The organism is Pseudomonas sp. GW821-FHT09D08 (assembly GCF_059416305.1).
In genome coordinates this window covers 342,887-356,142 of record NZ_JBWKOX010000004.1, presented here as the reverse complement: position 1 = coordinate 356,142, position 13,256 = coordinate 342,887, and the positions used below count along the sequence as shown (strand labels likewise).

Genomic DNA, 13,256 nt, shown 5'->3' with positions numbered 1-13,256 from the left:
GCGCGACTGGCTGTAAACTCCCACATGGCCGCCCACGTCGGGCCCTGCGAGCCACCGAGTTCGACATGACCCGCACCCATGAAATCCGCCCTGACCTGGACGAAGGCATCGACCGCAAGGTGCTGGCCCAATTGCGCGCGCGCTTCATGGCTCTCAATGAAGGTCGCATGGCTCGCGCCATCGAAGGGCTGACGCCGCGCCAGCAAAGCGTGCTGACCCTGCTGCCGCTGTTTTTTCACGTCAATCATCCGCTGTTGCCGGGTTATGTATCGGGCAGTACACCGGCCGGGCTGTCGAATTTCGAGCCCGACGCCCTGGCACTCACGGAAGCCCAGCGCCTGACCCGCTCGTTCTCCTACAAGCCGCGCCCGGTCAATCAACCCAAACCGATCCACGGCCTGTTCCTGATGGGCAGCCTCGGCACCCTCGCCCAGGCCGACCAGAGCGACATGGATGTGTGGGTGTGCCACGCTCCCGACCTGGGCGAAAACGCGCTCGCCGAACTGCGCAAAAAATGCCAACTGCTGGAAGCCTGGGCCCTGGGCATGGGCGCAGAAGCGCACTTCTTCCTGATCGAGCCGATGCGCTTTGTGCTTGGCGAGCGCGATACCCAACTCAGCTCGGACGACTGCGGCACGACCCAGCACTACCTGTTGTTGGACGAGTTCTACCGCACAGCGATCTGGCTGGCCGGGCGCACGCCGATCTGGTGGCTGGTGCCGGTGTATGAAGAGACCCGCTATGCGGAATTCACCCACACACTGATCTCCAAGCGCTTCATTCGCGCCGATGAAACCCTCGACCTCGGCCACCTGGCGCGCATCCCTCCCGGTGAATTCATCGGCGCCGGGCTGTGGCAACTGTTCAAGGGCATCGAATCGCCCTACAAGTCGGTACTCAAGCTGCTATTGACCGAGGTCTACGCCAGCGAACACCCGAACGTGCACTGCCTGAGCCTGCGCTTCAAGCGCGCGGTGTTCGCCAACCACATGGACCTGGATGAGCTGGACCCGTACATCGTGGTGTACCGCCGTATCGAGGAATACCTCAAGGCCCGCAACGAACCGGAGCGCCTGGAGCTGGTGCGTCGTGCCCTGTACCTGAAGGTCAACCGCAAGCTCAGCACCGGCCAGCGCGCCACCGGCTGGCAACGCCTGCTGCTGGAGCGCCTGGCCCACGAATGGGGCTGGGACCAACGCCAACTGGCGCTGCTGGACAGCCGCAGCCAGTGGAAAGTGCGCCAGGTGGCCTCCGAGCGCCGCGCCCTGGTCAGCGAGCTGAACTACAGCTATCGCTTCCTGACCCAGTTCGCCCGCACCGAACAGACGGTCAGCCTGATCAACAAGCGCGACCTCAATGTGCTGGGGCGGCGCCTGTATGCCGCCTTTGAACGCAAGGCCGGCAAGGTTGAATTCATCAACCCCGGCATCGCCCCGGACCTGGCCGAAAACACCCTGACCCTGGTGCAATCGCCCAACCGCAAGGAGCCCGGCCAGCACCACTGGGGCCTGTACAACGGTAACCTCACGGCCCTGGAATGGGAGCACTTCGCGCCGATCAAGCGCAGCCGCGACCTGTTGGAGATGCTCACCTGGTGTCACCGCAACGGCGTCATCGACAGCAGCACACGCCTGGCGCTGCACCCCGGCACCAGCGACATGACCGAGTTCGAGCTGTTCAACCTGCTGGGCAGCTTGCAACAGGCTATCGCCCTGCCCCTGGCGAGCGTGGATGAAGCGCGCCTGCTGCGCTCGGCGGTGCCCGAGGAAGTGTTGCTGCTGATCAACGTCGGGGTCGACCCGCTCAAGCATCATCGCGACCTGAATATCCTGATGACCACCGAGCGCACCGACTCCCTGAGCTATGCCGGTGTGCGCGACAACCTCGTACTGACCCTCGATCAGGTCACGCTCAACAGCTGGAACGAGGTGATGGTGAGCCGCTACGACGGCCCCCATGCCCTGCTCGACTGCCTGCGCGACTACCTCAACCAATTGCCGTCGGATCATCTGCCTCGCCTGCGGGTGCGCTGCTTCTGCCACAACCGTGCGCAGTTCATTGCCCAGCGCGTGGAAGAAATCTTCAACACCGCGCAGCACCTGTTGTTGGGACAAGGCAATCACCGCTACGTGCTCCAGGTGCAGCAGCACTATCACGTGATGGAGTTGATGCCCGGCCAAGCCACCCACGTATCACTGGCGACCCAGGATGCGTTGGTTGCCTACCTCAGCGAAGAACTGGCCAGCTACAGCCCGCTGCATCTGGACGCCATGGCCCTGGAAGACCACGACCTGGCGCTGTTGCTGCCCATGGGCATGGCCGATTGCGTGCAGGTGTTCTACCGGGTCAACGAAGGCGTCGCCGAGCTGTATGTGCTGGATGAATTCAACGCGCTCTGGCAGCAGAGCTTGCCGTTTCATGATGAGCAGAGCCTGTTGGCACCGCTGCAGCGCTTTTTGCAGTCGATCATCTATCGCCGGGAAGCGCTGTCGCCTTTGGATACGCAACAACCGTTGGGCGAGGTGCAAACCTTGTACTACCAACTGTTGCCATCGGGAGGCACGCGCGCGCGCGGCGTCGAGCCGCGGCCGGCCCCGCAAAATCCCGCCAACAAACCGTTTTATGACGTGCAGGCGATTATCGGCAAGGCGGCGCAGGGCCAGGTGAGCATTACCCTGTACTGCAATCAGCGGGAGTTTTCCGAACTGGAATTCGGCGACCAGCTCTTTGCCGTGGTCGCCCAGGAGATCGTCGGTCAACGCCGGGAAACCGAACGCTATCGCTGCTACATCACCGACCTCGACCTGTCGGGCCTGCTCGGTGATGTGCAAAGCCCGAGCAACCTGTACCTGCGCTACAAGGCCGAGCTGGAACAGGCACTCAATGCGGCGTTGAATCAGGTTTAGAGCGGGAAGGCACCGCCGTCTTTGGGCTGACCTTCAACGCTGAGCAGTTCAAGCTTGAGGGTCTTGCCGCCGGGTGCTGGCCAATCAATGTGTTGACCCACCTGCAAGCCGAGCAAGGCACTGCCCACCGGGGCCAGGATCGAGATCTTGCCTGCATCGGCATTTGCATCCTTCGGATAGACCAGGGTCAGGTGGTAGTCCTTGCCGCTGCCTTGCTCACGGCAATGCACGCTGGAGTTCATGGTCACGACACCCGCAGGTACTTCATCGTGACCAACCACGTCGTCGGCGCGGTCGAGTTCGGCTTGCAACGCTTCGACGCCGGGAGACTCGTCGCCCAAGCGGTCGATCAGTTGCTCCAGACGCTGCACGTCAAGACGGGTAAGAATGATGGAAGGTGCGGTGGTCATGATTCAGGCAGACTCCTTTTTTCTGCACAAAAAAGCAAAACCCCGCCAGGAAAAGGCGGGGTTCTCACAGGCCTCGATGAGTTGAGGCGTATCCGGACACTACCACAGCACCGTAAATAAACAAGACGGGCTCAAAGCGTGGCCTTGCGTTGCTCGGCCTGGGCCACGATCACTCGGCGCCGCTGATCATCGGCGGAGCGCCATTCACGGATGTCTTCCACATGGCGGAAGCAGCCGAGACAGACTTTTTGCTCGTCAAGGCGACACAAACTGATACAAGGTGACGGCACCGCCGGGCTGACATTACTGAACAGCGGCTTGGGCGGGCGTACGGGCGCAGGCTGGGTCACGGTCAAATCTCGTCGAAATCCAGCTCGGCGCCGGTATATTCGTGGACCAGGCGCGCGAGCATCTCGCCCAGCAACTCCTCACTTTTGTCGCACTGCCATTTGCCGCTTTCTTCGTCGTAGTCGAAGTGAACGCCCCCGGAGCGCGCCGCCAGCCACAGCTGACGCAGCGGTTCCTGACGACTGAAGATCAGTTGCTGGCCGCTCTCGAACTTGACGGTCAGCACCCCGGCCGAGTTTTCCAGATCCACATCCAGGTCGCTGTCGTCGAAAATATCTTCCAGCTTCTCTTGGGTGGCATCCACCAGGTCGTGAAAACGGGCTTCGGTCAAACTCATTGTGGCAACCTCAAAAGTGTCTGGTTTTGCTCAAGCGCCGCACGATACGGGCGAGCCCCGCCGATTGCAAAGGATACCGATTTCAACGCGATTGACGGCGTGAAATATCCTCAACCAGCGTAGTCCGCTTCCCTACCATCTCGGCAAACCCCCGCCGGACGGGTATTTCAGCGCATAGGCAAGCTGGCGGGTGGTCGGTATACTCGGGCGCAATTAATGCATATTCAAGGATTTCGCCATGAAGCGCCTGATCTCTTCCCTTGCTGCGCTCGTCGCGGTCGCTTGCCTCGTTAGTGCCTGTGGTCAAAAAGGCCCGCTGTACCTGCCCGATGACAGCAAAGACCCGAATGAACAGGCGCAATCGTCGCAAAAGCCCTCCAAAGCGCATAAGCACGACACCTACGAATAAGGGAACTCCATGGACGCTTTTAACTACCGGGACGGCGAGCTGTTCGCGGAAGGCGTGGCGTTGTCCGCGATTGCCCAGCGCTTTGGGACCCCGACCTACGTGTACTCCCGTGCGCATATCGAAGCCCAATACCGCTCGTTCACCGACCCTCTCGATGGCGTACCGCACCTGGTGTGCTACGCCGTCAAGGCCAACTCCAACCTGGGTGTACTGAATGTCCTGGCGCGTCTGGGCGCCGGTTTCGACATCGTCTCCCGTGGCGAGCTGGAACGGGTCCTGGCCGCCGGCGGCCAGGCTGACAAGATCGTGTTCTCCGGCGTCGGCAAGAGCCGCGAAGACATGCGCCGAGCCCTGGAAGTCGGCGTACATTGCTTCAACGTCGAATCCACCGACGAGCTGGAGCGCCTGCAAGTCGTCGCGGCCGAGATGGGCGTTCGTGCGCCGATCTCCCTGCGCGTCAACCCGGACGTCGATGCCGGCACCCACCCGTACATTTCCACCGGTCTCAAAGAGAACAAGTTCGGCATCGCCATTGCCGACGCCGAGGACGTGTACATCCGCGCCGCCCAGCTGCCGAACCTGGAAGTGCTGGGTGTCGACTGCCATATCGGCTCGCAACTGACCACACTGCCGCCGTTCCTGGATGCCCTCGACCGCCTGCTGGCATTGATCGACCGCCTGGGCGAATGCGGCATCTACCTGCACCACATCGACCTCGGTGGTGGCGTGGGCGTGCGTTATCGCGATGAAGAGCCACCGGCGATCGCCGACTATATCCAGGCCGTGCGCGAGCGCATCGAAGGCCGCGACCTGACGCTGATGTTCGAGCCGGGCCGCTATATCGTCGCCAATGCCGGCGTGCTGCTGACCCAGGTCGAGTACCTCAAGCACACCGAGCACAAGGACTTCGCCATCGTCGATGCGGCGATGAACGACCTGATCCGCCCGGCGCTCTACCAGGCCTGGATGAATGTCACCGCCGTGACGCCTCGCAACAGCGAAGCGCGCGCCTATGACATCGTCGGCCCGATCTGCGAGACCGGCGACTTCCTGGCCAAGGATCGTCAACTGGCCCTGGAAGAAGGCGACCTGCTGGCCGTGCATTCGGCCGGTGCCTACGGGTTTGTCATGAGTTCCAACTACAACACCCGCGGGCGTACCGCCGAGGTGCTGGTGGACGGTGATCAAGCGTTTGAAGTGCGTCGCCGCGAGACGGTAGCCGAGTTGTATGCTGGCGAAAGCCTGCTGCCGGAGTAAGCCATGCTGCTGCGTTTTACCAAGATGCACGGGCTGGGCAATGATTTCATGGTCCTCGACCTGGTCAGCCAGCACGCGCACATCCTGCCCAAGCACGCTAAACAGTGGGGCGACCGGCATACCGGGATTGGCTTCGACCAATTGCTGATCGTCGAGGCGCCAAGCAACCCGGAGGTGGATTTCCGTTACCGGATCTTCAACTCCGACGGTTCCGAAGTGGAACAGTGCGGCAACGGTGCCCGCTGCTTCGCCCGCTTTGTGCTGGACAAGCGCCTGACCGCCAAGCGGCAGATTCGCGTCGAGACCAAGAGCGGCGTGATCGAGCTGGATATCCGCAGCGACGGCCAGATCAGCGTCAACATGGGCGCGCCGCGCCTGGTGCCGGCGGATATTCCGTTCCAGGCGACCGAGCAGGCCGCCAGCTACCCGCTGGACGTTGACGGCCAGACCGTCGACATCGCTGCCGTGTCCATGGGCAACCCCCATGCGGTGCTACGGGTCAACGACATCAACACTGCCCCCGTGCATGAACTGGGGCCGAAGATCGAACACCACCCGCGCTTTCCGGCGCGGGTCAATGTGGGTTTCCTGCAGGTGATCGACCGTTCCCGTGCGCAATTGCGCGTGTGGGAACGTGGCGCCGGCGAAACCCAGGCCTGCGGTACCGGTGCTTGCGCCGCTGCCGTGGCCGCGATCAGCCAGGGGTGGATGGATTCGCCACTGTTGATCGACCTGCCCGGTGGACGCCTGTCCATCGAGTGGGCAGGCCCTGGCCACCCGGTGATGATGACCGGGCCGGCCTCGCGCGTATACGAAGGACAGGTCCGTCTATGAGTGAGCCAAGCCAATGACCGATAAGCCTCAAGTACCCGCACAAGCAACCCCGAGCGAAAGTCTGGAGGCCGCTGCCGTCGCGGCGTACCTTGAGGCTAATCCGGACTTCTTCGTCGAACACGAAGAACTGCTCCCGGCCCTGCGCATCCCCCACCAGCGCGGCGACACCGTGTCGTTGGTGGAGCGACAGATGAAGATCCTGCGCGAGCGCAATATCGAAATGCGCCACAAGCTCTCGCACCTGATGGATGTCGCCCGCGACAACGACCGCCTGTTCGAGAAAACCCGCCGCCTGATTCTTACCCTGATGGACGCCGGCAGCCTGGAAGAAACGGTGATTGCCGTGGAAGACAGCCTGCGCCAGGACTTCCAGGTGCCGTTTGTCAGCCTGATCCTGTTCAGCGACAACCCGATGCCGGTGGGTCGCTGGGTCAGCGGCAGCGACGCGCAAACCGCGATTGGTGGCCTGCTTTCCGAAGGCAAGACCATCAGCGGCACGCTGCGCGAGCACGAGCTGGACTTCCTGTTCGGCGCCGAACAGCGCAAGCAGATCGGCTCTACCGCCGTGGTCGCTCTCAGCCATCAAGGCCTGCACGGCGTCCTGGCCATCGCCAGCCGCGATCCCGCGCACTACAAGAGCTCGGTGGGCACTTTGTTCCTCACCTATATCGCCGAAGTACTGGGCCGCGTCCTGCCGCGCCACACCAGCGCCCTGCGCGCGGTGCGCTAGCCATGGAACGGCAACTGGACGCTTACTGCGCTCACCTGCGTAACGAGCGCCAGGTGTCACCCCATACCCTGGAGGCTTACCGACGGGACTTGAACAAGGTCCTGGCGTATTGCGAAAAGCAGCAGGTCACCAGCTGGAAGGCCCTGGATATCCAGGGCCTGCGCAGCCTGATCGCACGGCTGCACCAAGCGGGCCAGTCCTCGCGCAGCCTGTCGCGCCTGCTGTCGGCGGTGCGCGGTCTCTATCACTACCTCAATCGCGAAGGCCTCTGCGACCACGACCCGGCCAATGGCCTGTCCCCGCCGAAAGGCGAACGACGCCTGCCCAAGACCCTGGATACCGACCGCGCCCTGCAATTGCTCGATGGCGCCGTGGAGGACGATTTCCTCGCCCATCGCGACCAGGCGATCCTCGAACTGTTCTACTCTTCGGGCTTGCGCCTATCGGAGCTGACAGGCCTGAACCTCGATCAACTGGACCTGGCCGACGGCCTGGTGCAAGTGCTCGGTAAAGGCAGCAAGACCCGGGTGCTGCCGGTCGGCAGGAAAGCCCGCGAAGCCTTGCAACTATGGCTGCCACTGCGCGCCCTGGCCAACCCGGTGGACGACGCAGTGTTTATCAGCCAGCAAGGGCGGCGCCTGGGGCCACGGGCCATCCAGGTACGGGTCAAGGCTGCCGGCGAGCGCGAGCTCGGGCAGAACCTGCATCCACATATGCTGCGGCACTCCTTTGCCAGCCATATGCTGGAATCGTCCCAGGACCTGCGCGCCGTGCAGGAACTGCTTGGCCATTCCGACATCAAGACCACGCAGATCTATACCCATCTGGACTTCCAGCACCTGGCAACGGTCTACGACAGCGCCCATCCACGGGCCAAACGCATCAAGGACGGCGACTCATGAGCATCAAGCTGATCACCTTCGACCTGGACGACACGCTCTGGGACAACGTACCCGTCATCATCAGCGCCGAAGCGTCGATGCGCGAATGGCTGGCCACCCATGCCGCCAAGGTGGGCGACCTGCCCCTGGAGCATTTCGCCAGCCTGCGCCAACAGGTGCTGCAACGGCATCCCGAACTCAAACACCGCATCAGTATCCTGCGCCATCGGGTGTTGATACATGCGTTTGAAGAGGCCGGTTATCCACAGCCTGAGGCCACGGAAATGGCCGATGTGTGTTTCGAAGCGTTCATTCACGCCCGCCATCAGCTCACGCCCTTCCCTGAGGCCGAGCCGATGCTGCAAGCGCTGCGCCAGCACTTTCTGCTGGGTGTGATCACCAATGGCAATGCCGATGTGCAGCGTGTTGGCCTGGCGGACTACTTTCACTTTGCGCTACGCGCTGAAGATATTGGCATCGCCAAGCCGGATGCGCGGCTGTTCCACGAAGCGCTGCAGCGCGGCGGTGTGGATGCCAGTGCGGCGGTGCATGTTGGCGACCACCCCGGGGATGACATTGCCGGGGCGCAGCAGGCGGGGCTGCGGGCGGTGTGGTTCAACCCGTCGGACAAGGTGTGGGAAGGGGATAAACTCCCGGACGCACAGATTCGCAGCCTGACGGAGTTGCCGGCGCTACTTCGTAGCTGGCAGTAATACGGGTGAGAAAAATGTGGGAGGGGGGGTGACTTGTAGCCGGTTATTACAGGCATGAAAAAACCCGCAGCGACGGCGGGCTTTTTCTTACAAGCAGGTGGCTGACCTTAGATAGGTCGGCTGCCGTACTTGTTATCCGGCTTCTTGGGCGGGTCTGCAACCACATTCGGCTCGACTTCGACCACTTTGCCGCCTTTGGCAAGAAACTCTTCCATCGCACGGGCCAGGGCATCGCGCTCTTTGTTCTTGGCCTCAACGCTCGGCAATTCGTCTACCGAAACAGCAGCCTTGGCTTTGCCTTTGGCAGCTGGAACAGGAGCGTCATCACCACCGTCGTCCTCAGCAACGTCTTCCGCCGCCGCTTCAAGACCTTCTTCGGTGTCGTCTTCGTCACCTACTTCGAGTTCGTCGTTTTCCAGATCATCGTCGCTCATGTTCTACCTCATGACTTGCGAAAAGCAGATTAGTTATAGCCCAGCTTCATCCTCTGTCGAGGTCACCGGGAAAAAATCAACATCCACCGGATAACCAGTGGCTTATGCCCCATCACCGTGCAGGGTGGCGAGGACTTTACGAGCACCGCCATGATCACGGTGCTCGCCCAGATAAACACCTTGCCAGGTCCCTATCGCCAAGCGGCCGGCCTTGACCGGCAAACTCAGCTGGCAGCCCAGGAGACTGGCCTTGAAGTGCGCCGGCAGATCATCCGGACCTTCGTCGTTGTGTTCGAACCCGGCGCGGCCTTGTGGCACCAGCGAGTTGAAAAAACGCTCGAAGTCACGACGAACCGCCGGATCGGCATTCTCGTTGACGGTCAACGAGGCCGAGGTGTGCTGCAGCCACAGGTGCAACAGGCCCACGCGGCAGGCCTTCAGTTCAGGCAAACCGGCAAGCAACTCGTCGGTCACCAGGTGAAAGCCCCGGGGCTTGGCCCGCAGGGTAATCAGGGTCTGTTGCCACATACAGTTCTCCGCCCATCGGCGCGCATTCTAGCGCGCTCTGGGAAAAAACAAAGTGCCGAATACGCCTACATGCCTGTAAGACATTCGCACGCTGGAAAGTGCATGACAAACTCTGCGCAAAAACCGGCACAGCTTGTTATGACTGACAAACGCCAGGCAAAAAAATGCCCGGCAAGCCGGGCATCTTTTTTTCGCGTACTTACAGGTTGTAGCCGCGTTCGTTGTGTTGCGCCAGGTCGAGGCCGACAGCCTCTTCCTCTTCGGTAACCCGCAGGCCCATGACCGCATCCAGCACCTTGAGGATGATGAAGGTGACGATGGCGGTATAGATCACGGTGAAGCCGACACCTTTGCACTGGACCCAGACTTGCGCGGCGATGTCAGTCACGGTGCCGAAGCCGCCCAATGCAGGGGCTGCAAACACACCGGTGAGGATCGCACCGACGATACCGCCGATACCGTGCACGCCGAATGCGTCCAGGGAGTCGTCGTAGCCCAGCTTGCGCTTGAGGCTGGTAGCGCAGAAGAAGCAGATAACACCGGCCACCAGGCCGATCACCAGGGCGCCCATCGGGCCAACAGTACCGGCGGCCGGTGTAACGGCGACCAGGCCAGCCACTACACCCGAGGCGATGCCCAGTGCGCTTGGCTTCCCATGAGTAATCCACTCGGCGAACATCCAGCCCAGGGCTGCAGCAGCGGTAGCAATCTGAGTCACCAGCATCGCCATGCCGGCGGTGCCGTTGGCCGCAGCCGCAGAGCCGGCGTTGAAGCCGAACCAGCCGACCCACAGCATGGCCGCACCCACCAGGGTGTAACCCAGGTTGTGAGGCGCCATTGGAGTGGTCGGGAAGCCTTTACGCTTGCCGAGCACGATGCACGCCACCAGGCCAGCGACACCGGCATTGATGTGCACCACGGTGCCACCGGCGAAGTCCAGCACGCCCCAGTCCCACAGCAGGCCACCGTTGCCGCTCCACACCATGTGGGCGATTGGCGCATAGACCAGAGTGAACCAGATAGCCATGAAGATCAGCATGGCGGAGAACTTCATGCGTTCGGCGAACGCACCGACGATCAGCGCCGGGGTGATGATGGCGAAGGTCATCTGGAAGGTGATGAACACGGCTTCCGGGAACAGCGCAGCCGGCCCGGTGATGCTGGCCGGGGTCACGCCCGCCAGGAACGCCTTGCCCATGCCGCCGAAGAAGGAGTTGAAGTTGACCACACCCTGTTCCATACCGGTGGTATCGAACGCGATGCTATAGCCGTAGACAACCCACAGGATGCTGATCAGGCCGGTGATGGCGAAGCACTGCATCATCACCGACAGAATATTTTTGGAGCGCACCATGCCGCCGTAGAACAGCGCCAGGCCTGGAATGGTCATGAACAGCACCAGCGCGGTGGATGTGAGCATCCAGGCGGTGTCACCGGAGTTGAGGACTGGAGCAGCCACTTCGTCTGCCGCCATAGCCAGGCTTGGCATTACGATGGACAACAGGGCTCCGAGCCCTGCGAATTTACGCAGAGTCATATTGTTTTCTCCTGGGGCGTTGGGGTTTGGCGGCTTAGATTGCGTCGGTATCGGTTTCGCCGGTACGGATGCGAATAGCCTGTTCCAGATTGACCACGAAGATCTTGCCGTCACCGATCTTGCCGGTGTTGGCGGCCTTGGTTATCGCCTCGATAACCCGGTCAAGATCCTTGTCGTCAATGGCGACATCAATCTTCACCTTCGGCAGGAAATCGACTACATATTCCGCGCCGCGATACAGCTCGGTGTGACCCTTCTGCCGACCGAAGCCCTTGACCTCAGTAACGGTAATGCCCTGCACGCCGATCTCGGACAACGACTCGCGTACATCGTCCAACTTGAACGGCTTGATGATGGCAGTGACTAGCTTCATGAAAACTCTCTCCCGAATTGGTGGACTTGCCCCAGGAAAACAAACCCGTCTCAAGTCTAAGCGCAGTGCCTGGCTTTGTAACGCATCGTCGCAAGGGCAGTTGCCATTGCGACGCCAGCGAACCACTGGTGACGAAACCTGTACCCCTGATCCGTCGGCGCACTGCATTCGTCACAGCGACTGCATCAGTGCATGGGTCATGATCGTCTAAGCAGAAACCTTGCCAGCTCCGTAAAAATCACTGAAATCAGTCCTTTGCTCACCTAGGCCCACCAACGGGGCCATCCGGCGCCTGCAATGCGCACGAAAACGGTGCATCACCGCCCGGCCTGATGCGCGAAAAGCGTGCGACCCAGGCCGTGAAAAAGACTATAGACGCTGCGTGATACACTGCCCGCCAACAGTTTTCCGGAATATTTCCCATGCTCGCGCCCAAAGACCTCCTCGACGCCCTGAGCGGCCACGCCTCTCGCCTGTTCAGCGGCGACACCCCGCTGCCCCGCAATGAAATCGAAAGCCAGTTCAAGGCCTTGCTGCAAAGCGGTTTCAGCAAGCTCGACCTGGTGAGCCGGGAAGAGTTTGATAGCCAGATGGTAGTTCTCGCCCGCACCCGTGCGCGGCTGGAGAGCCTGGAAGCGAAAGTGGCAGAGCTGGAAGCGCGGTTGACCCCTCCTGCCGAATAAATGCGCTCAGTGTGGGAGGGGGCTTGCTCCCGATGGCGGTGTGTCAGCCGGTATCAATGCTGACTGACCCCCGCTATCGGGAGCAAGCCCCTCCCACATTCGCTCTACCTTTTGCTCTGGATACGTTCTGTAAAACCTCCCCGCCTCGCTCTTCCCTACCTCGTCTACCCTTGAAAAACCGCAGGAAGCGGCCTCCCCTTTCAAGGAACGAGCATGTCCCTCGCCATCGTCCACAGCCGCGCCCAGATCGGCGTCGAAGCCCCTGCCGTCACCGTTGAAGTGCATATGGCCAATGGTCTGCCGTCCCTGACGCTGGTGGGCCTGCCCGAAACCGCGGTCAAGGAAAGCAAGGACCGGGTGCGCAGTGCCATTCTCAACTCTGCGCTGCAATACCCCGCTCGCCGGATCACCCTCAATCTCGCGCCCGCCGACCTGCCCAAGGACGGCGGGCGTTTTGACCTGGCGATTGCCCTGGGGATCCTGGCGGCCAGTGTGCAGGTGCCGGCGTTGACGCTCGATGACGTGGAATGCCTGGGGGAGTTGGCGCTGTCCGGCGAGGTGCGGGCGGTAAAAGGCGTGTTGCCGGCCGCGCTGGCGGCGCGCAAGGCCGGGCGCACCGTGATAGTGCCGCGAGCGAATGCCGAAGAGGCGTGCCTGGCGTCGGGGTTGAAGGTGATTGCGGTGGACCACCTGTTGCAAGTGGTGGCGCACCTGAATGGACATGTGCCGATCGAGCCTTACACGTCCGATGGCCTGCTGTACTTGAACAAGCCCTATCCGGACCTGAGTGAAGTCCAGGGCCAGCTCGCGGCCAAGCGAGCGTTGCTGATCGCGGCAGCGGGCGCGCATAACCTTTTAATATTGTATTACAATACA

General features: G+C 61.6%; 15 protein-coding genes and 1 pseudogene. 9 read left to right on the top strand and 7 right to left on the bottom strand.

Features of this window, described 5'->3' with window-relative positions; translation table 11 throughout:
• Positions 1–65: 65 nt before the first annotated feature.
• The gene (locus AC07OP_RS10620; RefSeq protein WP_495100835.1) at positions 66–2,906 is read left to right on the top strand and encodes a class I adenylate cyclase; all 2,841 of its coding nucleotides are present in this window, start codon (positions 66–68) and stop codon (positions 2,904–2,906) included.
• Here AC07OP_RS10620 and rnk read toward each other — a convergent pair.
• The 3 genes from rnk to cyaY all read right to left on the bottom strand — a co-directional run bounded on the left by rnk (position 2,903) and on the right by cyaY (position 4,001).
• The gene (gene rnk / locus AC07OP_RS10615) at positions 2,903–3,316 is read right to left on the bottom strand and encodes a nucleoside diphosphate kinase regulator (RefSeq protein ID WP_115485496.1); all 414 of its coding nucleotides are present in this window, start codon (positions 3,314–3,316) and stop codon (positions 2,903–2,905) included. The two genes, AC07OP_RS10620 and rnk, sit on opposite strands and share 4 nt — an antisense overlap.
• Before the next feature lie 131 nt (positions 3,317–3,447).
• Positions 3,448–3,666, bottom strand: a complete 219-nt coding sequence (locus AC07OP_RS10610; protein ID WP_115485699.1) for a DUF1289 domain-containing protein — start codon at positions 3,664–3,666, stop codon at positions 3,448–3,450.
• A 2-nt stretch (positions 3,667–3,668) separates the two neighbouring features.
• A complete protein-coding gene (cyaY, locus tag AC07OP_RS10605) occupies positions 3,669–4,001 on the bottom strand; it encodes an iron donor protein CyaY (protein WP_065926683.1) in 333 nt (110 codons plus the stop codon).
• Positions 4,002–4,239: 238 nt separating this feature from the next.
• On the opposite strand from cyaY, the gene lptM reads away from it, so the two are divergent.
• The 6 genes from lptM to AC07OP_RS10575 are packed head-to-tail and all read left to right on the top strand — an operon-like array spanning position 4,240 to position 8,825.
• Complete coding sequence (gene lptM, locus AC07OP_RS10600) at positions 4,240–4,410, top strand: LPS translocon maturation chaperone LptM (protein ID WP_010207449.1); 171 nt, start codon at positions 4,240–4,242, stop codon at positions 4,408–4,410.
• 9 nt (positions 4,411–4,419) lie between these two features.
• Positions 4,420–5,667, top strand: coding sequence for a diaminopimelate decarboxylase (gene lysA, locus AC07OP_RS10595; protein WP_092355839.1), 1,248 nt, complete (start codon positions 4,420–4,422; stop codon positions 5,665–5,667).
• A 3-nt stretch (positions 5,668–5,670) separates the two neighbouring features.
• A complete protein-coding gene (dapF, locus tag AC07OP_RS10590; RefSeq protein WP_065926685.1) occupies positions 5,671–6,501 on the top strand; it encodes a diaminopimelate epimerase in 831 nt (276 codons plus the stop codon).
• A 13-nt stretch (positions 6,502–6,514) separates the two neighbouring features.
• Positions 6,515–7,231 (top strand): DUF484 family protein, encoded by a 717-nt coding sequence (locus AC07OP_RS10585; RefSeq protein ID WP_495100834.1) that lies wholly within the window; start codon positions 6,515–6,517, stop codon positions 7,229–7,231.
• 2 nt (positions 7,232–7,233) lie between these two features.
• Complete coding sequence (gene xerC / locus AC07OP_RS10580; RefSeq protein ID WP_495100833.1) at positions 7,234–8,133, top strand: tyrosine recombinase XerC; 900 nt, start codon at positions 7,234–7,236, stop codon at positions 8,131–8,133.
• The gene (locus AC07OP_RS10575) at positions 8,130–8,825 is read left to right on the top strand and encodes an HAD family hydrolase (RefSeq protein ID WP_495100832.1); all 696 of its coding nucleotides are present in this window, start codon (positions 8,130–8,132) and stop codon (positions 8,823–8,825) included. The genes xerC and AC07OP_RS10575 overlap by 4 nt, the downstream gene beginning before the upstream one ends.
• A 107-nt stretch (positions 8,826–8,932) precedes the next feature.
• On the opposite strand, the gene sutA is transcribed toward AC07OP_RS10575, so the two are convergent.
• From sutA to glnK, 4 genes are all read right to left on the bottom strand, one after another.
• On the bottom strand, positions 8,933–9,259 hold the full coding sequence (gene sutA / locus AC07OP_RS10570) for a dormancy-specific transcriptional regulator SutA (RefSeq protein ID WP_027608315.1): 327 nt from the start codon (positions 9,257–9,259) through the stop codon (positions 8,933–8,935).
• A gap of 102 nt (positions 9,260–9,361) precedes the next feature.
• On the bottom strand, positions 9,362–9,787 hold the full coding sequence (locus tag AC07OP_RS10565) for a secondary thiamine-phosphate synthase enzyme YjbQ (RefSeq protein WP_065938004.1): 426 nt from the start codon (positions 9,785–9,787) through the stop codon (positions 9,362–9,364).
• Positions 9,788–9,986: 199 nt separating this feature from the next.
• The gene (locus tag AC07OP_RS10560; RefSeq protein WP_495100831.1) at positions 9,987–11,324 is read right to left on the bottom strand and encodes an ammonium transporter; all 1,338 of its coding nucleotides are present in this window, start codon (positions 11,322–11,324) and stop codon (positions 9,987–9,989) included.
• A 34-nt stretch (positions 11,325–11,358) separates the two neighbouring features.
• Positions 11,359–11,697 (bottom strand): P-II family nitrogen regulator, encoded by a 339-nt coding sequence (glnK, locus tag AC07OP_RS10555; RefSeq protein ID WP_002555808.1) that lies wholly within the window; start codon positions 11,695–11,697, stop codon positions 11,359–11,361.
• A 422-nt stretch (positions 11,698–12,119) separates the two neighbouring features.
• On the opposite strand from glnK, the gene AC07OP_RS10550 reads away from it, so the two are divergent.
• Together AC07OP_RS10550 and AC07OP_RS10545 are read left to right on the top strand one after the other, a co-directional pair.
• Positions 12,120–12,380 carry an accessory factor UbiK family protein gene (locus AC07OP_RS10550; protein ID WP_027608312.1) on the top strand — a complete coding sequence of 87 codons (261 nt, stop codon included), beginning with the start codon at positions 12,120–12,122 and terminating at the stop codon, positions 12,378–12,380.
• Between the two features lie 213 nt (positions 12,381–12,593).
• Positions 12,594–13,241, top strand: a pseudogene (locus AC07OP_RS10545) (magnesium chelatase domain-containing protein); the annotation flags it as partial.
• Positions 13,242–13,256 lie beyond the last annotated feature (15 nt).

Coding starts and splice junctions, on each gene's coding strand:
- AC07OP_RS10565 (WP_065938004.1), bottom strand. CDS start 9,787: ATGTGGCAACAGACCCTGATTACCCTGCGGGCCAAGCCCCGGGGCTTT.
- sutA (WP_027608315.1), bottom strand. CDS start 9,259: ATGAGCGACGATGATCTGGAAAACGACGAACTCGAAGTAGGTGACGAA.
- dapF (WP_065926685.1), top strand. CDS start 5,671: ATGCTGCTGCGTTTTACCAAGATGCACGGGCTGGGCAATGATTTCATG.
- AC07OP_RS10620 (WP_495100835.1), top strand. CDS start 66: ATGACCCGCACCCATGAAATCCGCCCTGACCTGGACGAAGGCATCGAC.
- lysA (WP_092355839.1), top strand. CDS start 4,420: ATGGACGCTTTTAACTACCGGGACGGCGAGCTGTTCGCGGAAGGCGTG.
- glnK (WP_002555808.1), bottom strand. CDS start 11,697: ATGAAGCTAGTCACTGCCATCATCAAGCCGTTCAAGTTGGACGATGTA.
- AC07OP_RS10560 (WP_495100831.1), bottom strand. CDS start 11,324: ATGACTCTGCGTAAATTCGCAGGGCTCGGAGCCCTGTTGTCCATCGTA.
- lptM (WP_010207449.1), top strand. CDS start 4,240: ATGAAGCGCCTGATCTCTTCCCTTGCTGCGCTCGTCGCGGTCGCTTGC.
- rnk (WP_115485496.1), bottom strand. CDS start 3,316: ATGACCACCGCACCTTCCATCATTCTTACCCGTCTTGACGTGCAGCGT.
- AC07OP_RS10550 (WP_027608312.1), top strand. CDS start 12,120: ATGCTCGCGCCCAAAGACCTCCTCGACGCCCTGAGCGGCCACGCCTCT.
- xerC (WP_495100833.1), top strand. CDS start 7,234: ATGGAACGGCAACTGGACGCTTACTGCGCTCACCTGCGTAACGAGCGC.
- AC07OP_RS10585 (WP_495100834.1), top strand. CDS start 6,515: ATGACCGATAAGCCTCAAGTACCCGCACAAGCAACCCCGAGCGAAAGT.
- cyaY (WP_065926683.1), bottom strand. CDS start 4,001: ATGAGTTTGACCGAAGCCCGTTTTCACGACCTGGTGGATGCCACCCAA.
- AC07OP_RS10575 (WP_495100832.1), top strand. CDS start 8,130: ATGAGCATCAAGCTGATCACCTTCGACCTGGACGACACGCTCTGGGAC.